This window comes from Paenibacillus chitinolyticus, assembly GCF_045038035.1.
Lineage (GTDB): Bacteria > Bacillota > Bacilli > Paenibacillales > NBRC-103111 > Paenibacillus_F > Paenibacillus_F chitinolyticus_A.
Map to the genome: position 1 here is coordinate 3,717,212 of NZ_CP173427.1, position 25,628 is coordinate 3,742,839.

28 protein-coding genes are annotated in these 25,628 nt (G+C 48.2%); 6 read left to right on the forward strand and 22 right to left on the reverse strand.

The genetic code is table 11. The annotated features are described in order from the left end of the window. Positions 1–81 precede the first annotated feature (81 nt). A complete protein-coding gene (locus ACI48J_RS16480) occupies positions 82–534 on the forward strand; it encodes an SMI1/KNR4 family protein (protein WP_326055703.1) in 453 nt (150 codons plus the stop codon). Positions 535–871: 337 nt separating this feature from the next. On the opposite strand, the gene ACI48J_RS16485 is transcribed toward ACI48J_RS16480, so the two are convergent. Next, complete coding sequence (locus ACI48J_RS16485; RefSeq protein ID WP_405079310.1) at positions 872–1,498, reverse strand: fibronectin type III domain-containing protein; 627 nt, start codon at positions 1,496–1,498, stop codon at positions 872–874. Between the two features lie 497 nt (positions 1,499–1,995). Here ACI48J_RS16485 and ACI48J_RS16490 point away from each other — a divergent pair, with 497 nt between their 5' ends. Beyond that, positions 1,996–2,871 (forward strand): deoxyribonuclease IV, encoded by an 876-nt coding sequence (locus tag ACI48J_RS16490; RefSeq protein WP_405079311.1) that lies wholly within the window; start codon positions 1,996–1,998, stop codon positions 2,869–2,871. A 217-nt stretch (positions 2,872–3,088) separates the two neighbouring features. On the opposite strand, the gene ACI48J_RS16495 is transcribed toward ACI48J_RS16490, so the two are convergent. The 19 genes from ACI48J_RS16495 to ACI48J_RS16585 form a co-directional block, all read right to left on the reverse strand. After that, on the reverse strand, positions 3,089–3,502 hold the full coding sequence (locus tag ACI48J_RS16495; protein WP_405079312.1) for a hypothetical protein: 414 nt from the start codon (positions 3,500–3,502) through the stop codon (positions 3,089–3,091). Beyond that, positions 3,477–4,010 (reverse strand): MauE/DoxX family redox-associated membrane protein, encoded by a 534-nt coding sequence (locus tag ACI48J_RS16500; RefSeq protein ID WP_405079313.1) that lies wholly within the window; start codon positions 4,008–4,010, stop codon positions 3,477–3,479. Before ACI48J_RS16500 ends, ACI48J_RS16495 begins: the two co-directional genes overlap by 26 nt. A gap of 46 nt (positions 4,011–4,056) precedes the next feature. After that, positions 4,057–4,452, reverse strand: coding sequence for a hypothetical protein (locus ACI48J_RS16505; protein ID WP_405079314.1), 396 nt, complete (start codon positions 4,450–4,452; stop codon positions 4,057–4,059). Positions 4,453–4,750: 298 nt separating this feature from the next. Continuing rightward, positions 4,751–5,206, reverse strand: a complete 456-nt coding sequence (locus tag ACI48J_RS16510) for a TlpA family protein disulfide reductase (RefSeq protein WP_405079316.1) — start codon at positions 5,204–5,206, stop codon at positions 4,751–4,753. A 25-nt stretch (positions 5,207–5,231) separates the two neighbouring features. Further along, complete coding sequence (locus ACI48J_RS16515) at positions 5,232–6,950, reverse strand: ATP-binding cassette domain-containing protein (RefSeq protein WP_405079318.1); 1,719 nt, start codon at positions 6,948–6,950, stop codon at positions 5,232–5,234. A gap of 47 nt (positions 6,951–6,997) precedes the next feature. Next, positions 6,998–7,492, reverse strand: coding sequence for a hypothetical protein (locus ACI48J_RS16520; RefSeq protein ID WP_326055715.1), 495 nt, complete (start codon positions 7,490–7,492; stop codon positions 6,998–7,000). A 242-nt stretch (positions 7,493–7,734) separates the two neighbouring features. Further along, the gene (locus ACI48J_RS16525; RefSeq protein ID WP_405079320.1) at positions 7,735–7,935 is read right to left on the reverse strand and encodes a hypothetical protein; all 201 of its coding nucleotides are present in this window, start codon (positions 7,933–7,935) and stop codon (positions 7,735–7,737) included. A gap of 220 nt (positions 7,936–8,155) precedes the next feature. After that, the gene (locus ACI48J_RS16530; protein WP_405079321.1) at positions 8,156–9,154 is read right to left on the reverse strand and encodes a hypothetical protein; all 999 of its coding nucleotides are present in this window, start codon (positions 9,152–9,154) and stop codon (positions 8,156–8,158) included. Between the two features lie 5 nt (positions 9,155–9,159). Next, the gene (locus ACI48J_RS16535; RefSeq protein WP_405079322.1) at positions 9,160–10,464 is read right to left on the reverse strand and encodes a DNA sulfur modification protein DndB; all 1,305 of its coding nucleotides are present in this window, start codon (positions 10,462–10,464) and stop codon (positions 9,160–9,162) included. 251 nt (positions 10,465–10,715) lie between these two features. After that, the gene (locus tag ACI48J_RS16540; protein WP_405079323.1) at positions 10,716–11,300 is read right to left on the reverse strand and encodes a hypothetical protein; all 585 of its coding nucleotides are present in this window, start codon (positions 11,298–11,300) and stop codon (positions 10,716–10,718) included. Between the two features lie 353 nt (positions 11,301–11,653). After that, on the reverse strand, positions 11,654–12,622 hold the full coding sequence (locus ACI48J_RS16545) for a GNAT family N-acetyltransferase (RefSeq protein ID WP_405079324.1): 969 nt from the start codon (positions 12,620–12,622) through the stop codon (positions 11,654–11,656). Positions 12,623–12,907: 285 nt separating this feature from the next. Continuing rightward, a complete protein-coding gene (locus tag ACI48J_RS16550) occupies positions 12,908–13,768 on the reverse strand; it encodes a carbohydrate ABC transporter permease (protein WP_405079325.1) in 861 nt (286 codons plus the stop codon). An 18-nt stretch (positions 13,769–13,786) separates the two neighbouring features. After that, positions 13,787–14,689 (reverse strand): carbohydrate ABC transporter permease, encoded by a 903-nt coding sequence (locus ACI48J_RS16555; protein WP_016424014.1) that lies wholly within the window; start codon positions 14,687–14,689, stop codon positions 13,787–13,789. 86 nt (positions 14,690–14,775) lie between these two features. Next, on the reverse strand, positions 14,776–16,197 hold the full coding sequence (locus ACI48J_RS16560) for an ABC transporter substrate-binding protein (RefSeq protein ID WP_405079326.1): 1,422 nt from the start codon (positions 16,195–16,197) through the stop codon (positions 14,776–14,778). Positions 16,198–16,229: 32 nt separating this feature from the next. Beyond that, positions 16,230–17,144 (reverse strand): N-acetylmuramic acid 6-phosphate etherase, encoded by a 915-nt coding sequence (murQ, locus tag ACI48J_RS16565; RefSeq protein ID WP_326055721.1) that lies wholly within the window; start codon positions 17,142–17,144, stop codon positions 16,230–16,232. A gap of 256 nt (positions 17,145–17,400) precedes the next feature. After that, the gene (locus ACI48J_RS16570; protein WP_405079327.1) at positions 17,401–17,697 is read right to left on the reverse strand and encodes a hypothetical protein; all 297 of its coding nucleotides are present in this window, start codon (positions 17,695–17,697) and stop codon (positions 17,401–17,403) included. Between the two features lie 24 nt (positions 17,698–17,721). After that, positions 17,722–18,585 carry a MurR/RpiR family transcriptional regulator gene (locus tag ACI48J_RS16575; RefSeq protein WP_326055723.1) on the reverse strand — a complete coding sequence of 288 codons (864 nt, stop codon included), beginning with the start codon at positions 18,583–18,585 and terminating at the stop codon, positions 17,722–17,724. 434 nt (positions 18,586–19,019) lie between these two features. Beyond that, positions 19,020–19,526 carry a pantetheine-phosphate adenylyltransferase gene (gene coaD / locus ACI48J_RS16580; RefSeq protein WP_405079329.1) on the reverse strand — a complete coding sequence of 169 codons (507 nt, stop codon included), beginning with the start codon at positions 19,524–19,526 and terminating at the stop codon, positions 19,020–19,022. Beyond that, entirely contained in the window at positions 19,523–20,035 is a 513-nt protein-coding gene (locus ACI48J_RS16585; protein ID WP_405079330.1) for a phosphoesterase, read from the reverse strand. Before ACI48J_RS16585 ends, coaD begins: the two co-directional genes overlap by 4 nt. Positions 20,036–20,499: 464 nt before the next feature. On the opposite strand from ACI48J_RS16585, the gene ACI48J_RS16590 reads away from it, so the two are divergent. The 3 genes from ACI48J_RS16590 to ACI48J_RS16600 are packed head-to-tail and all read left to right on the forward strand — an operon-like array spanning position 20,500 to position 22,866. Next, complete coding sequence (locus ACI48J_RS16590; protein WP_405079331.1) at positions 20,500–20,754, forward strand: ferrous iron transport protein A; 255 nt, start codon at positions 20,500–20,502, stop codon at positions 20,752–20,754. Continuing rightward, positions 20,751–21,482, forward strand: a complete 732-nt coding sequence (locus ACI48J_RS16595) for a FeoB small GTPase domain-containing protein (RefSeq protein ID WP_405079332.1) — start codon at positions 20,751–20,753, stop codon at positions 21,480–21,482. The genes ACI48J_RS16590 and ACI48J_RS16595 overlap by 4 nt, the downstream gene beginning before the upstream one ends. Beyond that, complete coding sequence (locus ACI48J_RS16600) at positions 21,460–22,866, forward strand: nucleoside recognition domain-containing protein (protein ID WP_405079334.1); 1,407 nt, start codon at positions 21,460–21,462, stop codon at positions 22,864–22,866. The genes ACI48J_RS16595 and ACI48J_RS16600 overlap by 23 nt, the downstream gene beginning before the upstream one ends. A 320-nt stretch (positions 22,867–23,186) precedes the next feature. On the opposite strand, the gene ACI48J_RS16605 is transcribed toward ACI48J_RS16600, so the two are convergent. After that, on the reverse strand, positions 23,187–24,455 hold the full coding sequence (locus ACI48J_RS16605; RefSeq protein ID WP_405079335.1) for a DUF4179 domain-containing protein: 1,269 nt from the start codon (positions 24,453–24,455) through the stop codon (positions 23,187–23,189). Next, a complete protein-coding gene (locus ACI48J_RS16610) occupies positions 24,421–24,984 on the reverse strand; it encodes an RNA polymerase sigma factor (protein WP_405079337.1) in 564 nt (187 codons plus the stop codon). The genes ACI48J_RS16605 and ACI48J_RS16610 overlap by 35 nt, the downstream gene beginning before the upstream one ends. A gap of 244 nt (positions 24,985–25,228) precedes the next feature. On the opposite strand from ACI48J_RS16610, the gene ACI48J_RS16615 reads away from it, so the two are divergent. Then, the gene (locus ACI48J_RS16615; RefSeq protein ID WP_405079339.1) at positions 25,229–25,387 is read left to right on the forward strand and encodes a hypothetical protein; all 159 of its coding nucleotides are present in this window, start codon (positions 25,229–25,231) and stop codon (positions 25,385–25,387) included. The last annotated feature ends 241 nt before the right edge of the window (positions 25,388–25,628 follow it).

The following is a 25,628-nucleotide window of genomic DNA, read 5'->3' on the forward strand; positions in this document are numbered from 1 at the left end:
GGTATTTCTCCTTTATTTTTAATGAGTTATACTTTATCTATCATAAACGATCCGAACGTGAAAGAAAGAGGGACGCAGCCTATGAAAAACCATGCATTGAAAAAAATCGAGCAATACTATGGAATCGTTTTCCCATCCGATTATTTGAGCTTTCTGCAAAACGCGGAGCAGCAGGGATATAACTTCGTTGAAAACGGAGACGTTACCGATTGGGAAGTCCGATTTTCCGAGCTGGATGAACGCTTTATTGAAACAAACCGGAGTCTTGTGGATGAGGTGAACCCCGATCCCAAACGGCTCATTCCTTTTGCGTGGAGCGTAAGCAGCGGCAACAATTACTTGTTCGATTACCGCACGAACCCTTCCTGCCCTGCCGTTGTTCTCATGGATCACGAGGAAGCGATGGTGCGGGAGGACGCGGAAAGCGAGTCTGAATCGCTCGAAGAGGCACAGGAGCTGATGGAGCAGAACGTCAGGGAGATAGCCGGCAATTTTGCCGAATTTGCCGCCCGCCTGCAAGTATTCCATTCGTGAGATAAAGTTTAAATCAAACAACCGCTTCCAAGTGGATACCGGAAACGGTTGCGGCTTAAACTATTAAATAAAAGTTCTTTGTCGGCAAAGCCAAATCAATACTCATCGACATTAAAGGTCAATATTTTATCGAAAATAATGTACTCCGTCCTATTTTTAAAAGGTCCTTTATTCCATGTTTTGACGAATTTATATTTAGCTGGGCCATCTCCCAAATCCTTTGCATCGTACCAGCTTATAAATGAGTTGACTTCCGTCATGGATAAGTCATATTCTTTCTCTGTTCCGTTGGTAAGGTATCTCGTCAGTATTGCTCTTTCGACTGATGGGTTTGGATTCAGTTCCTTATCGGCTTGGGCGTAGCGGAAGCTTCATTCGAAAAACCGGATTCAACACCATTTACTGTGGCTGTTACTACAAAGTAATATGTAGTTCCATTTACTAAATTCGGGATAGCATAATGCCCATAAACATCTTTAGTCGCGATAACAGTTTGTGTATAATTACCAGAATTAGTTCCATATCGTATCGTATATGAATCTGAGTTTTTAACGGCATTCCAACTTAATGTTACCTGACTGTCTCCACCTGTCGCATTTAAATGTAAGGGGGCATTAATATCAACTAACTTGCCGCTGCCATACAAATCAATAGCATCAACTTCCAGTTCTTTTCCTGCGTCATTGTTAATGATTTCGATGTCGTGTTTTCCATCTTCTAAAGCAGATTCGTAAACGATAGCTTGATGGATTAATTGCGTCGCAGAATAAGTAGAATATTTGTCAACTACTACGCCGTCAACTTTTACAGTAATGTCAGACGACTGTAATTTATATATGGGGGCAATAAGCCGAAACTTAGTGCCGGTAAATGAAAATGAAATTTTGGCACCTTTGTCTTTACTATAATAATACCCCCCCCCTGATAAGTTTGCGTTGGTTCCATCGACGGGACAAATCCCCACGTGCCATTGCTTCTTTTTACTAATGGATCTTTATCATCGAACCTAATCCAGCCTGTTTCAGACGCAATCAACTTATCACCCACAGCAGCTGCATAGACACTACTTTGAAAACTGAAAAATAACATGACCACGCTGATTAAGAAAAACCACTTGCAAATCAAAATATACCCTCTCATTGTTATACTCACTCCTTGAAATTGATTCTTTGATTATAATTGTTAAATTTTAGAATTGGCAGTTTTATTATTTATATTTTTCTGTACTATTCTTAAAGATTAAGGAGAAATATATTAACAAAATATGTATTTTATTTAACTAATTGGTTTTCGCCAAACAAATAGGCCACGGGAAACCTCGGTCTTTTTTCTTTCCCTGCATCTCCCTCTCAACACAAGAGGCAGCAACTGTTAAACTAGAAATAAATCCAAACATAAAGGACACCTTCCCCGACGTTCTTCCATCACTAAGACATCCTACAATTGACAGGGGGCGAGAACATGTCGCTGCTTATCGGTTCGCATGTCTCCATGAGCGGAAAAACGATGCTGCTGCGGGCAAGCGAAGAAGCGGCATCCTATGGCGCAACGACTTTTCTGATTTACACGGGCGCTCCGCAAAATACACGGCGCAAACCTATTGAAGCGTTCAACCTTGAAGCGGGGAAAGCGCATATGAAAGCCCATGGCATTTCGAATATCGTGGTTCACGCCCCTTTTCTCATTAATTTGGGGAATACCGTGAATACGCGGACTTTCGAGCACAGCATCGAGTTTCTGCGTTCTGAGATTCAGCGGACGGAAGCGTTGGGATCGAATCAAATCGTCCTTCACCCCGGCGCACATATGGGAGCAGGTGCTCAAGCCGGGATTCGGAGAATTATCGAGGGATTGAACGAGGTTCTGACGGAAAAAAGGGATGTCCAAGTTTCACTCGAAGCGATGGCGGGCAAAGGAACGGAATGCGGCCGAACGTTCGAAGAGCTTGCTGAGATCATCGACGGAGTGACCCATAATGAACGGCTATCCGTCTGCCTCGATACGTGTCATATCCACGATGCCGGATACAATATCGCCGAGGATTTCGACGGAGTTCTGCATGAATTCGATCAAATCGTCGGGCTGGACCGCATTCAGGTCATTCATGTCAATGATTCCAAAAATGAACGAGGCTCCCGCAAAGACCGGCATGAAAACATCGGACACGGTTTTATCGGGCTTAAAGCCCTTGATTATATCGTCCATCACCCCCAGTTCGATCGAGTGCCTAAACTGTTGGAGACTCCCTCCATCGGTCCCGTTAAATATAAAAACGCTCCGTACAAACATGAAATCGCTCTGCTGCGCAGAGAGGTTACGGAGCCGATCATCAAGTAATCAAGACAGACGGAAAAGGCGGTACTCCACTGTAAAGAAAGGAGACCTCCTTTTCTGTTTTTCATGCTTCCCGAATTAGTCCCCCGAAAAGCGATCTGTCGGACAAATACTAAAGCACACTCATTCCTTTACAGGAATTTGCGTGCTTTTTTGTTTGCTCGTCAAGAAGGCAGCTATTACCACCGCGAATGAGATTATTTTATTTACCTTTTTTTGCTTACGATGACGTGTACGCCAGATATGCAGCCGCTTCGTCGTAAACGGCGTACTTTCCGCCGCGAGTCACAATAACCCCGCTTTTGCTAGTGGAAGCTAACATTCTGGCATCTATCGCCTCGTGTCTCGCCCACTTCTTTTCCCTGGCCGCAATCAGCCAAGCCGGAGCATCGATCACCACGATATATTCGGGACCGTCGGCACTCGTCGAGAGCAGAGAGTCGATCTTTTGGAATGCAGGGTCCTTGTGATCCGCGAATAAAATCCTCGTCACGCTTCCCTGCCTGCTCGAAAGTCGTTTGATTTCTCCGATCAATGCGGTTACTTCGTCACGCTCTTTTCGCTTATGAATGAACAAGAGCAGCACACAAGCAAGGAACCATACCAGATTACATAGGAACAGCAGATTGCTCACTGCGCTTCCTCCTCTTCTTATTGTTCCACGCGGATTGAATCAGCCCGATTGAAATCGACAGAGCCATTACAAAAAGAAGCGAATTGATCCTGGCGTATCCATCCTGTTCGGGAGCATGCAGCAGCAAACACGCCACCAGCAATCCGATTAGAATGGCATTGCGGTAAACCGGGGATCGATTCAGAAATGCGATCTCTCCGTAACAGGCACAAGTATCGACTCCCGTAAGTTTTGTTTTCCGCCATGAAAAGAAGGCAAACGCGGCCAGCAAAACGATTGCGGCAAGCTCCCTCCACCCTCCGAACAGTCCTGTGGCAAACAAAAGAAACAGGACGAACTCCACGGACAATACAAACAAAGCCGCTATCGAAACGAGAGAACGGGGCAGTATGCCGTAAGAGTACAACTCGATGCGGAAATTGCGGAATCGGCTGGCTTTTATGTAAAACGGCATGAAAAACAGAACCGACATAGTCATATCCAGAACGTAGCCTAACCACTGGATCAAAGTATAATCACCCATTTCTGTATAGAGGGGCAACGGTAACCAGCATTCAAGAAACTTTTTGTTCTTGCAGACGAATCGTTAACGGGTACCAGGCCGCTTCTTCTCCGTTTATGATACACCGGATGTAAATAATCCCCGGTTCCGTTACGATCAAGTGGAGGGATACATCCTGATCGACTCCGGGAACCTGATCTTCCCCTCTGTAATTACGCAGAACGGTAGCCGGAGTACGATCAATAATTTCTCCCGACGAGTTTGTAATGATTAAAGCGGTATCGACAAATTCATCACGCGGCAAATCAAACAGTTTTATCAAGACATGCATTTCGATCACATAGGGCAGCGCCGGAATAGACACTTGATTCAATACAGTGCCTAAAGCATGGCCACCCAGTGTGGTATTGTTCGTAATCTGATCGCAGACAAGCAATTGAGCGTTCAATACACGCAGCCCCTTTGAAATGGAATAAAAGAGAAGGGACAGGCCCTTCTCCTTTGTAGTGCTTAGTAGCAGCAGCCAGCATTATAATTGCAAACTACTGTTCTACCATCTCTGCAGCCGACACTTTTAGTGGAAGTCAAAATTTTGGGGTATTGAGTTCCGTTAGCCGTGCAGTAGCCAGTCAGGCAAGCTCTGGACTCACTCAAAACAGCTCCATCTGGACATTCACAAGCCATCTTATTCACCTCCTTTCATTAAAGAGTTGTATCGTCAGGCGCAAGCACCGTGATACCGGGTTTTAGGAAGATGAGATCCGGTTAATTTGTACGATCTGTTCAAAGTCATCGACGTTATAAATAACACCTTTCGCCGCGACAGAATCCGACTCGTCCACAAGCATCATAAAGGGCAGAGCGGTAACCTGGAAATAAGCTTCCATATCGCTTTGATCCATCGTGCTCACAGGGAAATCCCAGCCGAAATACTCCTTCATGCTGCGATGGTCCTCTTCGTCTCCGGTAGTGAACAGACGGATGGAAAAAGACGGGTGTTTTTCTGCGATCATCTGAAGATGAGGCAGCAGATCTATGCAATGCGTGCAATAAACGGAGGCGAACAGCAGGACTCGAATAGTGCCCGATTGATTCCAGGCGGCTCCCATGCCTTCCTTCAAGTAATCCGGAAGTTCAGGCAGCGAGGCGCCTAAAGGCAGACCGGTATCCGACAAGCGGGACGGTTTGGCAGATGACGTCATGGATATTTCCCTCCTTGTAAGTTCGTTACACATACCACTGTTTCTGCTGATTCCATATCTCGCTGTAGAGACCTTGACGTTCCAGCAGTTCCTCGTGATTGCCGGTCTCGGCAATTCGTCCGCGTTCCATGACGATAATGCGGTCCGCATTACGCGCGACTCCGACCCGATGGGAAATGAGGAGAACGGTTTTGCCTTTGAAATGGCTCAAAAGTTCGTTCATCAAACGGACTTCGCTAAGCGGGTCCAAAGCGGCGGTCGGTTCATCGAACACGACAAGGTCATCGTCTTCCCGTACGAAAGTACGGGTTAAGGCGAGTCTCTGCCATTGTCCTCCCGACAGATTGACGGCACCGTCGTCCAGAAATCCCAACCGGCTATTCAGGCCGTGTTCGAAAGCATCGGCCAGACCGACTCTGGCAAGCATCCGCTCGAGTTTCTCCGAGTCTTCGATTTCAGCTATATTGCCGGCAGCCACATTTTCTCTTACATCCGTCATGTACCGGATAAAGTCCTGGAATACGGCACTGCTTTTCTGCCACATATGGAGGCGGTCCATGTTCTTCAAACTGACACCGTCATAAAAGATTGAGTCTTCTTCCGTCTGATACAGCCCGAGAAGCAGCTTAATGAGTGTCGATTTGCCGGAGCCGTTCTCACCCAGAATGGCGACAACTTCTCCTTTCTTGATCTCAGCGCTGATCCCGTTTAGAGCGAGCTTATACTGATTCGGATACTGGAAAGATAAGTCTTGAATCCGGATTTCCTTTTCGAAAACAAACGGTTTGCTCCGGGCGTTTTTCTCGACACTGACGGCTACCTCGTTTTTCTCTTCAATCACCTTCAACTTCTCGATATGCGTGCAGTATTCTTTTAATCTCGAATAAGAAGTGAACATAGAGTTGATGTTGCTTTCTGTCATGCTGAGCGCCATCGTTATCGCTACGTAATCGCCGATACTTAGGGTTCCTGCATAAATCAGGTAGGCTGTTATGCCGGTGACTAATCCGGTGTTCAAGATGGAGACAAGCTCTCCGCGGAAGGTTCGTTGATGGTTAATTTTATCGAGTTTGATTTCCAGCTCAGCGGACTCCGCTTTCTTGTCCAGCCAACGCTTTCTAAAGTAAGGGAACAGCCGGAACAGCATCATTTCTTTCTGGTTCTCCGAATTAGTGAGCAAGTCGTAATAATAATGGTAGCTTCTTGTGTTCCTCATCAAGCGCTCATTGATTTCAACCCGCCGGCGTACGGCCAGCAGATCGTAAACACCTCTCCACGTACCGACCAGTAGAGCCAGAATTCCCGTAAGCCAATAGGAGTGAAGAAGAAAGAACAAGCTCAATGATGCGAGTATGATTTGTTTGATCAGGCCGATAGCGATTAAGTATGTATCGTAGTATTTATTGTTGCTGTAAGACCAGTAAGAAAAATCGCCTTTGAAACGCGGATGTTCTTTCTCGATCAAGTCCGTCCTCTCTACAAGATCGATGAGCTTGCCCTCGCACTGGATGGCAAACATCAGGCTCATTTTACGGCTCTTCAGCTGAGCGTACGCATCCAAAGCCGCCCGCAGCAGTTGAAAAAAGATTAAAAGCACAATACCGCCCATCAGCAGATAGAAGTTTTTGATCGTCAGCTGATCTACTACAAATTTGCTGAGATAAACGCTTACATTCGATTGAACAGCCGCAAAAATGTAAGCGAACAAGGAGAAGAGGACGATGATTTTGTTAAACGCATACACCTTGGAAAAAGCGCTCCATGTCGTCCGAATTGTAAATGTGAGCGATTTCACTTGTCCGGATTCAGATTGTTATAGACCCGGATCAAGGGGGCAGCCGCGCGGTTTAATCTTTCCATCTTGTCAAAAATATCCGCCCCGACAGCCTGTCCGACTCTGTTGAGCACAATCGCATAAGGGACCGCATTTACCTTGAGTTGGGTTTGCAGTTTAACCGTTTCGCACCGGTGAATCACCACCTCCGGATCGAGCTCCTTGCGCAGGTCCTCCACCGACTCCTGGCTTCCTTCGAAAAGGATGCAGTAGTTAAATCCGGGGTGACTGCTCATAAAGGAAATCACGAAATCCATGTTGCAGGCGGAGCAGCTGGCGCTCATCAGGAAAACGATCGTTCCGTGTTCGGTATGCCTTATCCATTCAAAAGAAACGGAATCGGATTTGGCAAGAAGAATCAGCTCTTCGGGAAAATATTTTCCTAGTTTGTAATGCTCGATCGTTTGTTTTAAGAATCTTCTATGATCTTTTTCCTCTTGTACCGAATGCACTTTCTTCCCTCCCGGTAGAATGGAATGTGGATTTAATCTTTAAAAGCGTTTCCTTTATTTTCTTTCCTTGTTTAAATCTTACCTTTTATCCATTTTGACTGTAAGTAGGTTTTGATTACTTTTTATGGTAATATCATTACTTTTTAGGATCATCTAACTTATTTTTATATAAAAATATATATTATCCTTTTCAACTGATTCCATAACAAATGATATTTCCGTTCTTAAACAATCTTAGGAGTTTACAGAGCATAAAATTTGGCTTGTGGTTTCTCTTTTTTATAATAATCCAGCTGCCGATTCATTGATCCTTCGGTCTTATACAGTTTTCCGTATGGCCTGTCCTCCGCAACCATCAGCTTGCCCACCACTCTCTCTTTGGGGCCGTAATAAATATCGCAAGTACGATCCGAGTAAATAAGTCCGATGGCGTATGTAAACATGGTATGCTCCCCTTTGAGTCAGCCAATTGTAGTCGGTTAAAACAATAAATGATCTCTATTGTATTTATTTCTTTTCATTGAGATTGTTCCTCAACTAAAAATACGAACACAAGTTCCTATATAACGTCATTATAACACGAACGGATGTTCTTAAAAAGTGATATTTCCAATATCCTGCAATTAAAAAACCCGCTTCAGCGGGTTTTGAAAAATGAATTTTTTATTCGCTATATATTCGTTCTATCGTTTCCGGGTTCAAGAAGTCTTCTTTGAGCCGGTGATAGTTATAAACTTCGTAACCGTTGTTCATTACTTTGGAGATGCCGAACTGTTCGCATATTTCTTCATAATGCTGTTTGTTTAACTCTTTATTCCGGTCAAAAAGCGTTTTGGCCATGTACAGCATACCCGAATTTCTTATAATATAGGGCGTTAGAACTTTAACCCAGTCTTCATGATAGCTTTTCACGGCTGCAATTCTTCTCTGAATCAGAAAACGGTCTGCTTTACCGTCCGTCTGACTCCTCGTAATCACGTTCCTCAGCACATAATCGCTCTGTTCGAGGTCCGCGGAAACCGGCGATTTCATGGTAACTTTAGCCGCGCCGTTTTTCTTTACGTACGTTTTCTCTTCCAGCGCTTTTTTGATAATGTCTATGCACCTGTCCGATACCCGGATTATTCTTGCTGTTCCGTGATTATAAAGTTCAAGCATGTTATTAGGGAGCAGATGCTCTCTTTTCAAGTTAAGAAGCTCGTCATAGCCTGTCCCATACAGCCCTTCAAATAAACCCACGACAGGAAAAGCATCCTGCGCATTTAAGCAACAGTCTACCATTTTATCGATTTCATCTTTCGTGTACAGCATCTTTTTGGAAGCGTCTATAAATTTTTTGTAAAATGTATTTTCAGCCAATACGTCCAACGGATTCAGATTTGTTTCCCGGAAACCCTGTGCGATCCCCCATCGGATATAGTTTTGAATCAAATAAAAATTAGCCCGGCTGGAATTGAGTGTAGAGGGGTTTAAGTAATACAAGAGGCTTTCGATCTGGTCCAGGTTAAAGTTCGCTAAATCCGTCTGATATTTTTCCTCCAGCGCTTTCGCCCTGGAGAGTACCCGCTCGGCTTGTTTGGCTGAAGTTTCGGGTAAAGACGCAAGATATCTGTTTTTTTGGACTTCGTTGTAATATCCGCCTTCATATATCTTATTGGACATGTGGTTTACCCCTCTGAATTGGAATACAATTCGTGTGCTAATTTTTCGGCATGATCTTTAATGAGCAGGTTTACGGATGATGAGTTAGTTCGGCCGGAAGCAAGGAATCTTCTCCATTCCGCTTCTCTGTTTTTAATATCGTCTATCGCCGACGTCAGTTCGAATAACGGGACTTGCTTCTGCTCTAATTGCCGTGCCAGCGCCACATAACCGACAAACATTCCGGGATGACGCAGAATGCTGTCTTTCTTATGAAAATCCTCCCGGTAAATATCGATTAGGCAGTTAAAAAAGTCAGTCAAAAAGGTGCCGATTTTTTGGGCTTCATATAAACTTTTCGGAGCAAATGTCAGATCAATTGCCTTGGCTAGGATATTTGTAGTCGTAAAATGTCCGGCCAATTCGCTTATTTTGGATCCCGAAGAAATTTTTCCATTGAGGCCGGAACTTACTTGAAGCTGTTTGACGATAACATAAGCAGCATTCTCCTGCTTCAATTCCTCCAGCCGCTCTTTTCTGACGGGATTGATCGTATTAATATGCCCGAAATATTTCCTGGCGGTCTCCGCATTAAAGACCCGGATGCTTAAAATAATATCCTGCTGGAGTTCGGGATTAACCGCCAAAGCTCTGGCCGCTCCCTGCAGACGGTGGAACCCGTCCAAAACGGAAACATCCGCTCCTTCCGTAATCGTCAAAATTCTGGTCTTCGGATCGAAAACCACCGGGGCATCCGCTTCCGAATATACGTTAAGCGTAATCATATCAGGGATATACGTCCCTTCCAGCATATGCTTGGCAATATCTTTCACACTCTTGAGATTGATATCGGGAATGACGATTACATCCTCTTTCTTTTTTTTATACTTGGCGCTTCTCTGCGTTTCAAAATGATAAGTAATGATTCTGTGGTGGTACCATTCCACAATCTTTACGATTTGAATTGCCGCAACAAAATTTTCATGATCGATCTGAATTACATTCGTTAATTCAACCGGAAGCTGAACTGAACTTTCTTCCGTTTTATTATATTTTTTTGTTTCTTTAATCTCTTGCGGAGTGAAATAACGCTCTACATTCAGGTTTGCTGTTCCTTCCAATTGATAAAGAGCCATCGTAAGGAGACACAGCAGAAGGGGGCTTAATTGGGTCAGCAGTAATGGATTAGCGGCTATTTTATTAAAAAAACCGGTTTCAACATTGTGTTCTGATAATTTTTTATTTATTATTTCAACGTTTTTTCTTTTGTATTTTATTTTCTCGATAGATTGTTCCAAAATTTGTTCGAGCTCTTGCCGTTCTTTGATCACCCAATCACTCCCTACCCTGAAAACAAGTTTGTTTGTAGTGATTATAACATATCGAAAGCTGCAAAGATAAGCATGGAGCTGGGATTTATCAGATATATGTATAACTTTTACTATTTATTTATCGCATTATTAAAGCCCGAGATGCCAGGCTAAAACAGATCCCTTATTCGTGTTTCTTCAAGAAGAGAGCAAATACAAAAAAACACCCGTATGAATCCGGTGTCCTTCTGCTGCCGTCCCCACTGCTCCGCTTAGTTCACACCCGCGTTATATATCCCCTGCCCCGCAGGAATCTCCTTACCTTCCAGCATCCGCGGATTGAAGTATTCCAGCAGATGCAAACCCGGCGTGTTGAATTCTTCAAAGGTGATTGTGTATTGTTTATACGGAACGGCGAGGTTGTCCGCAAAAGTAACGGAATAAGGTTTTCCGTGCAGATCGGTCGTATGCTCCGGCTTTCTCCATCCGAAGTCCAGAATGGTCCGGGTGTTGCGGATGTTTAAATCCCGCATGATTTTGCCGATGCCTTCCTTTTTTTGCGCAAGCTTTAAATGGATCGGCAGCGGGATAAAATCGGGATACATCACCGCGATATTCTGGGAAACGACAAGGCCGCTTTTTTCCGTACGAAGAAGCGATTCTCTAAGTACCGCGTCCCGCGGCTCTTCTTTCACCGCCAATAACGGTGCCTGAACGGCCGCTGCCTGCTTCAGAACCGAAGGAATCATGGTCTCTCCCGTAATCAGTTCGAGAAAATCCGTCGTCCGGTTCTCCGTCGTTAATAAGAGTTGAAAAACGAGCCGTTTCAACCGTTCCAGTTCCGCTTCCATTCCCATCGTTCCTTCCCTCGCGTTTATTTGTACAAGGAGCCGGTCCGAGGAATTTCAAAGGAAGTGCGTCCCGACCGGTTCGGTTAACTGTTCTAATCGCAGCGTTTGCGGCTCCTCATAACCAAAAGCCTGCTATCGTCATTATAAGAAGGAATTCATGATTATTAAAGGGATTTAATTAAATTATTAGATTGTTTTTATAATTTTACCTTTTTTAAGTTACTACTTGTCGTCGTGTTATGAAATAGAAAAAGACACCCTCCCAAGAGGATGCCTTTTACGTAGGGTTAAAACGATCTGTCCCTTACAGCCGCGTCGGCTGAGGACCTGACCAAAGCTGCACGGAGCGGAAAACCGGCCTACAACCCCTTTCGCATGACAGCGAATTGTTTCACGGTCTTGAAGCCCGCCTTCTCGTAAATCCGGATGGCTGGGTTGGCGCTGCCCGTATACAGGGACATGTAGTCCGTGCCTATGCCCTTAAAGGCTTCGCACAGCCTGAAAAATAGCAGGCTGCCCAGCCCGTGCCCTTCATGATCGGGATGAACGCCGATGCCGGCAAAATAGCCGCGGCCGCTTTCCTGCCGGATAACGGGGCCGGCGAAGCCGACCGCTTGTCCCCGATGGGCCGCGATAACGACGGGCACGCCGCTTGCCGTGCCGGCGGCAATTTCTTTCTGCCACAGCGGGTTGTCGAAGCCCTGCAGCATGGCCTTTATGCCCTCATGCCGGGCGGGATCGAAAAGTCCGACCGTATATCCGTCGACGGCGGTCCGCTCTTCCTTGGCCCGGATTTCGTCCGGAATGGAAAATGCCGACAGATTCAGGTACATGGCGCATTCCCTGGCGCGTTCGATATACCCTTCGCCGAGCAGGAATCCGTACAAACGGCTGTCTGCCGGAACGCCCGGAGCATTGTTGTGTTCGTGCCCCGGCGTATCCGGGATGTACCACGGCAGCATCATCGGATTGAAGAAAAGCACGTCGGCCTGCTTTTTGCCGAGCTGCCGGAAACGCCCTTCAAGCGCTTCCAGCAGCAAGCGGTAATTCGCATCTGTCTGATAGTCCTCAGAGAGCACGATGCAGGTGATGTAGCCGGCGGCGGCGCCCAAAGGCAGGTCGTCGCCCGTACAGCCGCAAGCGAAACCCGTGACGGTTCCGTCCTCTTCCCGCATAACGAACGTATTGTCTTTGTCAAAGTATGGGCTGGACAGGAAAATCTCGTTAAAGCTCCGGCCGGTCAATTCTTTGTAGCCGTCCTTAACGGCTTCCGTGTTCCACAGCCGGATCACCGCGTCCGAATAAGATGGATTCCATGATTCGATCATGCTGATACTCCCTCCTCATACCTCATTTACTTGTCATGTCCTCCCCTGTAAGCCCATCCGGCCTGAAAATACCGCAGGTCCCGATCTCAGCCTATAAAAAACGGGCCCCTGTACTCCGCCGAGATTCTCGGACAAAGCACCCGCACCGGCATCGAAGGAAAGTTCGGATGCCTCGTGCGGGCCGCTTTTCGGAACAAAAGCCCGTCTTGGTTTAATACGCTGTGATCCCGCCAGCCCGCTATTTCCCTTACGATTAACGGAGATAGCGGAATCGGCGCGCTCGTGTTATCCCTTCACCGCACCGACAGTGACACCTTCCAGGAAGTATCTCTGCAGGCTGAAGAAGAGAACGAACATCGGCAGGGCGGAGATGGCGGCGCCCGCCATCATCGGAGCAAAATAAGTCGTGTTCGCAAACCGGAAGTTTTTAAGTCCGACTTGAATGGTCTGCATATCCATCGTATTGGTTACGAGGAACGGCCAGAAGAACGTGTTCCAGCTGTCCATGAACGTCAGGATAGCCATGACAGCCAATACCGTTTTGGACAACGGAAGAATGACCCGGAAGTAAATCTGGAATTGATTGCAGCCTTCAATCTTGGCGCTTTCGATAATCTCGGTCGGAATGCTGCTCATGAACTGCTTGGCAAGGAAGATGTTATACACCGTCACCAGGCCCGGCAGAATGAGCGCGCTATACGTATTTTGAATATGAAAGATGTTTACGATCAGGATATAAAGCGGAACTTGTGTAACCTGATACGGAATCATCATCGCGATCAATAGGATGGTAAACAGCGTCGCTCTGCCTTTGAATTTGATTTTCGAGAAAGCATAACCGGCCATACTGGCGAAAATCACATTGGACACCATCACGGTCGTGGCCACGATCAGAGAGTTGAGCAGCCAGCGGATGGAATGCTCGCTATAATCGAAGAAAAACTTGTAGGAATCCAGTGTAAATTTGGATGGAAGCAGGGAATAGCTCACCGCGCCAGCCTCGATCGGATCTCCAAAGGAAGAAATAAGCATAAAGTAAATCGGGAAAATCGTAGCCAGCGCAAACAGGGTAAGGATTACGATAATGACTGTATTCCGGCTGTATCTGGCCGCACGATTTCCTGCGTGATTGTTATAGAGCGCCATATCTCGCCCCCCCTTTCCTCAATATTCCACTTCTTTGCCGAGGAATTTGAACTGAACCAGTGAGATCCCCGCGATAATAAAGGCCAAAATCAGGGACTGTGCGGCCGCTTTGCCGAAGTCGAAGTATTTGAACGCGTTGTTGAATACGAGCAGACCGACCATCGTCGTCGCATTGTCCGGACCGCCGCCCGTCATAAGATACGCGTTCTGGAAAACTTGGAACGAGCCGATAACGCCCGTTACGAGCAGGAACAAAGTAGTCGGTTTCAAACATGGAATAACGATATACCAGAGCTTTTTAATAAATGACGCTCCGTCAAGCTCGGCTGCCTCGTAATAGCTCTCATCAATACCCAGCAGCGCGGCCAAGTAAATAATAATGCTTGTGCCGTGACTGGAAAGCCAGGCCATGAGAACCAATGAGAACATTGCGGTAGCGCTTGATCCAAGCCAGTTCTGGTTGCTGATTCCGATGTAGCTGATCAGTTTGTTCAGAATACCCGACGGCATCGGGTCGAAAATCCACAGCCATACGACCGACAAGGCAACGCCGGAAGCTACGGCAGGCAAATAGTAAATCGCTTTGAATGTCGTCTGCAGCTTTTTCTTGAGCGGAAGAATCAGGATCGCAACCGCAAAAGAAAGGAACAAGGCGACAGGCACCGTCAAAACCGTATACACGATCGTATTTACGACGGATTTCCAGAACAGCGGGTCTTTAAAGGTCGCTGTGTAATTGTCGAACCCGATAAAGGTGGACCCCAGCGGTCTGTATTTCTGAAAACTAATGATAAAGGCACTAATAACCGGATAAGCCGTAAACAGCGCATAGACGAGAAGCGCAACCGCGATAAAGGCATAGCCCCAGGCGCCGTCTCCTCTGATTTTCCGTCTTTTAACCGGTTTAGCTGGTTGAGTCATCTCCCGCACCCCTCTCCATCCTCTAAGTCATTCTATATATCAGATAGCCGCATGTTGAGGCACACGGCTATCCGATTCAAGGCTCTCTATTCTTTTACGACACCGTCCGCGCCGAACGTTTGCACGGCTGCCGCTTTAACCGCTTCGTACATCGCTTCCGGAGTCATTTCTCCCGATATCAACGCCTGCAGCTTAGGAATGATTACTTCTTCTTCCAGCTTGATCGCTTTGGCGCCCAGGTCGGCCGGGATATCCGGACGGGCGGGAGCCGCATTCTTCAGCATCGTTTCAACCGCCGCTTTGTTATCGGCATCGCGGTTAACGGTCATGCTTTCGGCTTCTTTCTTGCCGCTCTTCGTAATGTGAGCGACAAACAGGTCGTTGTTCGTCGTTGCCGCTACTTTACCGCTTGCAAGGAAGTAGGCCGCTTTTACGACGTTGGCTTTATGCTCGGCCGTCGGTTCTTTTGAGCCGCGGAAAGTCACGTAACCGTCGACCGCTACGCTGGACTGCGCTTTCTGTCCGGCGAAGGTCGGAACGGGCAGGACCGTGTATTCAACCGGGACGCTTCCTTTTACGGCGCTGCCGTCATTGGCTTTCAGCTTCTCGTTGTTTTTCTTGGCGGAGTTCTCGAACGTCGCCAGGCCTTTGCCCGTAATCATGGTTTGACCGGTCAGGAACATGTTCCAGCGTTTACCGGCGTCGATGGAGCTGAGCTCTTTCGGCATGGAGCCGTCATCGATCATCGTGCGGATATCTTTCAGCACTTCGAGATAGTTTTTGCCGGTGTACGCGTATTTCAGATCTTTGGTGAACGGCGAAGGCATGCCCGCATTTTTGATCAGAATGTTGAGATAGTCTTTGGACGCTACGCCCGCAGTCGCAAACACGAAGCCGTAACGGGATGTTTTGCCGCCTTCGGAAACGACGCCTTTCTTGATCGCTTCGCGGAACTCGTCGAACGTCCATCCTTCTTTCTGGACTTTCTTCCAGTCGATGCCCACTTTCTCGAGGTATTCGCGGTTGCCGCCGATCGCGTGAACTTCCATATAGGCCGGGAAGCCGTAAAGGCCGTCGCCTTTCTTCATATACTCAAGCGGAGCCTGATCGAAATCTTCGACCATTTCTTTGGTCGCTACATCCTTGATGTCCATCATCATTTCCTGCTGCATATACTTGGAAATGCCGTCGGAACCCATGAACGCGATATCAGGAGGGCTGCCCGCATTCACCTGCGTATCCAGCTTCTGTGTAATGTCCTCCCAGCTTGCCGGTTCGATTTTCAGCGTCAGGTTCGGGTACAGTGCGTTGAAATCTTTCGCCATCTGGGCAAAATTGTTCTGGTAGGTCGCGGATACCGGCGGAAGCAAAGCCGTGATGGTGTCCTTGGCGTTCGGATCGCCCGCCGCGCCGCCTTCTTTTTTACTGGAATCTCCGCAAGCCGCCAGTGTGGACATTGCCATGGTTAACGCCAATACCGATGCTGCTGCACGCAATTTTCTTTTCATGAATAACAAGCCTCCCCCAAGGATATGAAAATTTACACCACGTTGGTCGTGGTTCGTATTGCTGCTTTTAAACTGCCCTCGCACTGATCCAGCACCCGCTGCGCCGAAGCCGCGTCCAAGCCGCTTTTGATCATCATGATCGCCAGCTTACAACTCATGGAAGCGCTTTCCAAAACCGCAGCAGCCGTCTTGTCATCCACGCCCGTGGCCGCTTTTATGATGCGTACGGAGCGGTCTTTCAGCTTGATGTTGCTGGCTTTCAGGTCCACCATCAGATTGTTGTAGGTTTTGCCGAGCTTCACCATCGTACAGGTCGTAAGCATATTCAGGACCAGCTTCTGTGCCGTACCCGCTTTCAACCGGGTCGATCCCATAATGACTTCCGGCCCGACAACCGGGGCAATGCACACGTCGCAGACGGATTCGAGTTTGGAATGCTTGTTGTTCACAAGACCGATGGTCGCCGCTCCGATTTCCCTTGCCTTGTTCAAACCGGCAATGACAAATTGCGCGCTTCCGCTGGCCGTGATTCCGATTACCGCGTCTTTGTCCGTTACGCCGCACCGTTCGATAAGGGCGATTCCCTCGTCTCTATTGTCCTCAAAACCTTCAACAGCTATTCTTAGTGCCCCATCTCCTCCGGCGATATGCCCCTGCACCCGCAGAGGATCGATACCGAAAGTTGGAGGACATTCAGATGCGTCGAGTACACCGAGCCTGCCCGAAGATCCCGCTCCGATATAGAACATTCTGCCGCCGCTTTTAAGCACTCCATGCAAAATATCAACCGCTTTCACAATTTGCGGTATTTCAGCCGCAACCGCAGCCGGAACCGTCGCATCCTGTTCGTTCATCAGACGCAGCATCTGTTCCGTCGTATATTCGTCTATCTTTTGTGTCTTCTCGTTGATCTCTTCGGTCGTTAGTCTCGCCAGATACTCATCCACAGCTTTCTCCCCCCCATCTGTTTAGTTCAACTTCTTGATTTCATCTTAACGAGAAATTTCAGTTTGGTCAACAGTTTTTGAAATAATATTTTATGATGAAACATTTTATTGTTGTTTTATTTTCTTTTTCTCCTTGCCGTGCGGCATTTCCCTCTTCTTTTCGCGCAAAATAAAAAGGACCTATTCGGTCCTTGATTTGACATATTCGAATCGCCGACGGTTTATGCGTGGGCGCTGCCCCAAATCAGGAAGAAGATTAGCGATCGCTTTCATCCGTCCATCCGAACTCGGTTTCCGAAGGCAGCTCCAGATCCTGCATATCGGCAAACATTTTCTCATGGAGACGCGGCGTGTGCTCTTTCGTTAGAAGCATTCCGCCCAGGACATCGTAAAGGATTTGCAGGTCCTTCGTCTCCCAATCGGAGATGCTCTCCGGGGCAAGACTCACCGGTTTACCGAATACTTCTTCCGCCACGGACGCAAACCTTGCTCTTTCATCAGCCGAAAACCGCGCCAGGCGGGCGGCCGTTTTCTCCGCTATTGAATCGGTCACGATGCGTTCCCTCCCCCGTTGAAATCAGCGCCGCTGCTTCCCCGCCACAATATTGTGCGTTTTGGTTAAATATTTCTTCACGTGTTTGTATTCCGCGCTTGCTACCCCCGCGAAAAGAATATCCACGACGGTCAGCATGGCTATCCGGGAACCCATCGCGCCACTGCGGATCGTAATTTCCGGCGTGGAAATGCTGAGCAGGATGCTCGCCTGATCGGCCAGCCGGCTTTTCGTATACTTCGTTACGGCGATCAGACAGGCCCCGTTTTTTTTGGCGATTTCCAGCGCGTCGAGAATCTCGACGGTTTCTCCCGAATTGGAGATGAAGATGGCCACATCGCCTTTCTCCAGAAGTGTTGCCGCCGTCAGCATACTGTGCCCGTCCGTGTAGGTATGGCACATCTTGTTGATCCGCGAAAATTTCTGCTCCGCATCGATTCCGACCAGACCGGAGGCTCCGATTCCGAAGAAGGCAATCCGCCTGCACGAGCGAAGCACATCTACGGCCCGTGCAATCTCGCTCTTGTTGATCACCTGCAAAGTATCTTCAATGGACTGGCTGTTGGTGCGGGAAATGTTCAGAATAATCGTGGACAGGTCGTCTCCCGGCTGAATATCCCGGTACGGATTCGTATCCTCTTCATGCATAGAGCCGAGGGAAGCCGAAATGCTGACGATAAAGCTGCGGTAGCCCGAATACCCTATCGTTTTGCAGAACCGCAGCACGGAGGCGTCGCTGGTCTTCGTCAGCCGGGCCAGATTTTTGATCGAGAGATGCGGGATTTCCTCCACGTTCTCCAGGATATACTCGCCTACGGCTTTCTCGACGGGAGTCAGGCTCGTTTTCATTTGGCGGATTTTAATTAAAACGTTATCATTTATGGCCATATTTTTCCCTACTCGCTATAAATTCTTGAAGCTGAACCGGTAAGAAAAGAAGTTGAAACGGTGTAAACATGGTTGACCTCTAAAACAATTTCATCATAAGCGCAATTATTATAAAATACAAGATTAATAGCTAAAAATGAAAAATAATAGAAATAGAGGGGAGGGGATAGCCTCTGCCGGAGAAATAAAATGCCAATGAACGGCAAAAAAAGCCCGCAGAATCCGTCCGGTTGGACTTGACTGCAGGTTTTCGGGGAATTCCCGGGCGGATACCGGCCATAGAGAAATAAACCGTTGACCTGGCCGGGATTTCGCCGGAAAAGCCATCATCGCGCCCGCACGATCCGTCCGGGCCCGTACCGCCCATCCGCCGCAGCGAAAGCAGGTATACCCTCTTGGAGAACGGAAAAGGAGCGGAAGGTCCGGGCCCGGTCTTACCCGTTTCCGCCGCTTCTTTGCTTGTTCTCGCTCTCATACATTTTCATCTGCTCGAAAGCGGCCTCGACCATAAAAGCGCTGGCCGGCTCGACTTTTCCGGTCGCAATAAACATCCGGACCAGAGAACTGCTCGTCTGCATGTTCGGCGTATACGGCGATAAATAGACGGTATCGGCTTTCGTCGTATTCCGGATGTACTGTTCCAGCTGCAGTTCGTACTCGAAATCCGTCGCGTTGCGGATGCCGCGGACAATCGCCTTGGCTCCCGTTTCATTGACATAGTCCGCTACGATGCCTTCGAAAGCGACGATTTTGATCCTTTTGCCCGGCGGAACGGAAAGCCTGACCAGCTCCGTCCTCTGCCCGATCGTAAAATAATGCTTCTTGGCGCGGTTGTTGGCAACCAGAATGTGAAGCTCGTCGAACAGATTGGTAGCTCTATCAATGACCGACGTATGCCCGAGGGTAATGGGATCGAAGCTTCCCGCGTATACGGCTATCATGCCTGCTCCTCGCTGACGACAACCGCATCCCGGATCTGTTCGAAGGTCAGCGGAGTATAGTCCCAGTGCTCCACGCACACGTTGAAATAGTTCTTGCCCTCATACTTCTGTCCATGGATATGACCGTGCACGTTGACGTACGGCATGTGTTTGTTCATATAAACCGGTTCGTGCGACAGCAGGAAAAAGTCTTTGTACAGAACCGGGTATTCGCTCACTTCGTCGAATCCGGCGTCCAGCCACCAGGACCGGGACCTGCCTCTGTCGTGGTTGCCCAGAACAAGAAATTTATAGCCGTTCAGCTTTCCGACGATTTCATGTGTCCTTTCCTGATTCAGAAACGAAAAATCCCCCAGATGAAATACCTTGTCTTCGCTTCCGACTACGGCATTCCATTTTTGAATCATGACGTCCGTCATTTCGTCCGCATCCGCAAAAGGCCGGGACTCGAAATCGATAATCAGTTTATGCCCGAAATGATGGTCCGAAATAAAGTAATCGTTAGGCATGTCTTACTCCTCCTTACATTAAATTCCGGAATGTTATTCCAATCGGCCGCTTCATACCTGTTAGTTTACCAACTTCGCCGCAAAAAGGCACTAACGTTCAGTTAGTATCCGAACGCCCCGCACGAAGCCATACCTCTCCAAGCTCCCTAGAAAACGGAACGGCCCCGCTCCGGCCCTTTGGTTTCATTCAAAATAAATTCAAGTTTTTCAGGGCGAACAAGGTTCCCTCTATTTGCTTTTACATAAAATGTGGCTAACTAATTAGGACATTCGTTTACGGGCGGCCATCCCCGCTTTATTCCTTTCTCTAAAAATTTTTCCCTCGAGAAACTTTTTGTTGACAGTCAAAAACTGTTTGCCTATACTAACATCATAAAGCAACGTTAACGGAAGGTGTATTTCCATAAATAAAATTTTGCACTCGGCAAACAGTTTGTCCAAAGGGAAAAAGGAAGGTGAGCCCTATGTCTTTATCGGAATTGTCATTGGATCAGGTCAAGGTGGGAGGCGTCGTCCGGTTAAGCCGGATCGAGGTGCAGGGAGGAATGCGAAGACGGCTGCTTGATCTCGGATTCGTCCCGGGTAACCGCGTGGAAGTGATCCAGCGAAGCCCGCTCGGCGATCCGACCGCTTTTCGTGTCAGCAATACAACCATCGCGCTCCGGAAAGAAGAAAGTTCGCTCATTTACGCGGAGCCGGAAGGAGGCGATATTCTGTGAGAACCTATACCGTAGCACTGGCCGGCAACCCGAACACCGGCAAAAGCACGCTGTTCAACCGGCTGACGGGACTCCGGCAGCATACGGGGAACTGGGCCGGTAAAACCGTCCTGACCGCGGAAGGCGAATTTGAGCGGAACGGAATTTTATACAAGCTCATTGATCTGCCCGGCACGTATTCCCTGTATTCGAATTCAGCGGATGAGGAAGCCGCCAGGGATTACATCATTTTCGAGCAGCCGGACGTCACGCTGGTTGTGCTCGACGCGACTTCGCTGGAGCGGAATTTGAATCTTGCTCTGCAGGTCTTAGAAATGACCAGCCGGGCCGTTGTCTGCATCAATCTGATGGACGAAGCCGAGAAGCTCGGCATCCAAATTGATCTGGATCAGATCCGCGAGAGGCTCGGCGTGCCCGTGGCCGCTATTTCCGCCCGCAACAACAAGGGCATCGGCCCCATGCTCGATCTCGTCGAAAAGGTCGCGAAAGGCGTCATTCAACCCGATCCCCCGCCCATCCCGTACAGCCAAGAAATCGAGCGCCAGGTCCGGGAACTGGAGCCTTTCGTCCGCGAGACGCTCGGCGTCCGTTATCCGGCCCGCTGGGTCGCGCTCCGTCTGCTCGACGGGGACGAGAACCTCATCGCCTCGCTGAAACAGAGGCTAAACGGCGCGGCGGCGGAACAAGGACAGGGGGTGCTGAGCTATGGCCACACCGCATGCAACTAACCGGCCCGATCCGATCGATTCGCTGCTATCCATGGCGCAAACGATTACGAGCGGCAGCTCCATCCGGGACGAAATTGTAAGCGACATCTATAAAACAAGCTGCGAGATCTGCAACGCGGCCGTCCGCTATGAGGACAGGAAGAAGCTTGCGAACACACACAAGCTAGACAAGATATTGACTTCCAAGCTGTGGGGCTATCCCATCATGTTTGCGGTGCTCGGTGCGATCTTCTGGATCACGATAGCCGGGGCCAACGTTCCGTCCGGCTGGATCGCCGATTTCTTCGGCGTCGTCGAAGGCTATCTGACGGCAGGTTTCCAAGCCGTCCATGCGCCCGCATGGCTTCACGGCATACTCGTTCTCGGCTTCTTCCGGGGTACCGCCTGGGTAATCTCGGTCATGCTTCCGCCCATGGCGATCTTCTTCCCGATTTTCGCGCTGCTTGAAAATTTCGGCTATCTCCCCCGGGTCGCGTTCAACATGGACCGCCTGTTCAAGAAGTCGGGCGGACACGGCAAACAAGCCCTGACGATGTCGATGGGCTTCGGCTGCAACGCGGCGGCCATCCTGTCCACGAGGATCATCGAATCCCCGCGCGAAAGAATGCTGGCCATCCTGACGAACAACTTCGTCCCGTGCAACGGCCGCTGGCCTACGCTGATCCTGTTGTCCTCTCTTTTCATGGCGGCCGGCGCCTCGGGGGGCTGGCAGACTTTGGGAACCGCCCTGTTCGTCATGGGGCTGGTGCTATTCGGCATCGTGATTACCTTGTCCGTGTCGTGGGCGCTGTCCAAAACGGCACTGCGCGGCGTGCCCACTCACTACACGCTGGAGCTTCCCCCGTACCGGAAACCCCAGATGTGGAAAACGATCCTGCTCGCCTCCCGCGACAAATCGTGGGCCGTGCTCAAACGCGCGGTAATCGTGGCGGCTCCCGCCGGAATCATCACCTGGATTCTGGGCAACATCATGATCAGCGGAACGAGCATCCTTGCCCATACGGCGGCCTTCTTTGATCCTTTCGCCCATCTGATCGGGCTGGACGGCTATATCGTCATGGCATTTATACTCGGCCTGCCGGCCAATGAAATCGTTCTGCCGATCCTGCTCATGGGCTACATGTCTTCCGGCGCCATGGTCGATGCGGACGGACTGGACAACATCAAAGATCTCTTCCTGCAGCATGGCTGGACCTGGCTGACGGCTCTTAATATGATGCTGTTTTCGCTGCTTCACTACCCGTGCGGCACGACCCTCTACAACATTTATAAAGAAACCAAAAGTACGAAATGGACGATCCTTTCCGCCCTTATCCCTCTGGCTATCGCCCTCCTGGTTACATTCGCCACCGCCCAAGCGGCCAGAGCGTTCGGATGGGTGTAAGCAATCTTATAAAAAGGACTGGACTATACCGGTACCCATACACTGGACACTTTGAAAAAAGGTGCACAGCGTGCGGGTACTTTTTTTACACTAGAGCCAGTGAAAGAGGCCAGAACATAAGCCAAAAAGATGTATTGAAGAAGAACGCTAAGGGTCATCCGAAAGCCTTCATGCCGTACGTGCGGGTGAAAATAGCCCTTGCAAACCCGCTTCCTATGAACATACAGCCGAGGATACACAAGAGCATCGGACCCTCCTCAATGAAACCGAAAAAAAGATGATCCCCGTCCAATTACAGGAATCATCTTAATAAAGGCAGCCTAAGGAATCGAAATTTTCTTATTATAGGTTTTAATATATTGTAATTCGTCCAGCAGCAGGAATTCCGGTATGTCCTTGGTGTTAAAAGAATACGTCTGCTCCCACAGAATGTTACCGTTTTTCTGATCCCAGGGGCGTGAGGAGGAAATCTCTGATACGGGAACGACGCTGCCGCCAGCTTGTATGGATATATTGTCCTTTTCCAAGAAAACAAATTGATTTCTGGCGATTACGATATCATAGCCTGTATCGGTTTTTGTCACGCTCCGAATCCATAACTTTTCATGACCTACGTTGATTAAACGTTCTGATGGCGAGGCAAGGGAGATGGGTTTTTCTATTTTCTGTATTCCTGTGAAATTTTCCAGCACAAGTTCAATGGACTGAATCTTGTCTGTCGGAAGCACATCGAATTTAAGTTCAAATTCAGGACTAGTCGCCTTCATTCCCAGGCTTTTCACTTCTGTTCCATTCACATAGAGCTTTGTTTCGTCTGAGAATCTCGGAGATCCCTCTAATTCATAATGCCCTTTCACGATGGTGGAAGATGGCGAAGCTGTAATGGAGTCATAGTGAATCTTCCCCTGATCAACAGGAATGGTTTCAGAAAGGTCCTCTTTGATTATACTCTTCATCGCTTTATTCGCATCAAAGTCGAAGGAGATGGGATAGGATACTCGTTCCCCATTATCCAGCCACTCATTGAATGTCAAGGTTAATGTTCTGGAGAATGGACTAACAGGCTCGAACCGGTGTACTCCGACAAACTGAGATTTGTCTTTGCCAGGATTGCCGCCGCCTCCTTGCGAATTGGAATCAGTCAAGAACCCTTTCAAATTACTGAAGTGGTAGCGGATGAAATCTTTGTCCGTATATTCGGTTCCTTCGGGTCGATCGATAGTGTAATACAAGGTAAATACATTATCGTCGGCGATAACGCCATTAATGGTAAAGACCGTGCCGTCTTTAAACGTTGTGCTTTTGTTTACCTGCTGCCCGTATCCTTGCTCTGTTAATTCAGAAAAACTAAGAGAGTTCAAACTGGCTCCATTAAACAGCTTACTTCCGTAATAAGCGAAGGCAGGGTATTCATATAAACCAACCATCATAATGAGCGCGGCAACAGCCGATGCAACCCATGCCGCCGCTTTATTCGTATTTCTTTTTTTGGCGGGAACACGCTGAAGTGCATCCCGAAGCCTTCCTTCAAGTTCTGACGGAGCCTGGACCCTTTTATACTCCTGTAATTTCTCCTCGATCGTTTTCATAACGATTCCCTCCAATCATGACTTTTAGTTTGTGTAGTCCTTGCGAGATTCTTGATTTGACTGTTCCTAGAGGCACACCGGTCATGTCCGCAATCGTCTGATACGGAAGATCATGAACATATCTAAGTTCGATCGCTTCCCGCTGCGGAGCATTCAGATGGGATAGCAGTACCTGCATATCCAACTCCGACTCTGTATGGTGATACGGATTATCGTCAGTGAATGCAACAAGGGAATGTTCTTGCTCGTCTTCCAGCGGGGAAAATCGCCCCTTTTTGCGGAGTAATGTTTTGCACCGATTGACGAGAATGGTTTTGCTCCAGCTGTAAAATGCCTCGCTTTTTTGCAATTGTTCAATATTTTCGTACAGCGTGACAATCATGTCTTCCATGGCATCCATCGCATCATGCTCGTTTCCCATGTAGGCATAGGCAAGACGATAATAAGCGTCCCGATCGGCCATGATTAGTTGTAATAAAGCTTCTTTGTTGTCTTTTTTTGCTTGTTTGACAAGATCGCTTACTTTCATGTTCTCTCCCCTTTTCATAAATAAGAGATCCCAAAGGTGATAAAAGTTCATTTTGTACGAAAAAAACTTTATCCCCCTATTATGGGGAAGAAGATAACGTTCCGGTAACTGATTCATTTCAAGATTACATTCCCCTCCGAAATTGCCCATATACCCTTAATCGTGACACTTTTCATGTGTGAAACTAACTCACAATTTCCTCGTAAAGGGTTAAAAGAAAATTATTCCCTGGAGAGGTGTGCTTATGAAATTTCTGGTCTGGCTTCTTAAAGCGATTTTCGTCCTGCCGGCCGTCCTTGTGATGGAGCTTATTTTCGGTCATCAGGGTACGCTTTTTCTCAAAGAAATAGCCAAAAAAGAGGATACGGGCGGGGAAATGTACAGCAAAATCGAAAAACGTTGAGCACGAAAGCCCGCACCCCCCACTTAAAAAGCATAAAAAAGAAACCGTCCGACCGGCGGTCTCTTTTTTGCTGTTTGGCGTGAGTTCGTGGCGTACTCCGGAGCAAATTAGTATAGAACATGCTCTAAAAGATGAATGATATGATTCGCCGATAAGGAGAGCCCCCTAGCGGAAGCACAAAGAGACACCGCCATACTCGGCTGTGCCTCCACCTATCTTTATATGCCTTTTTAACAATCGT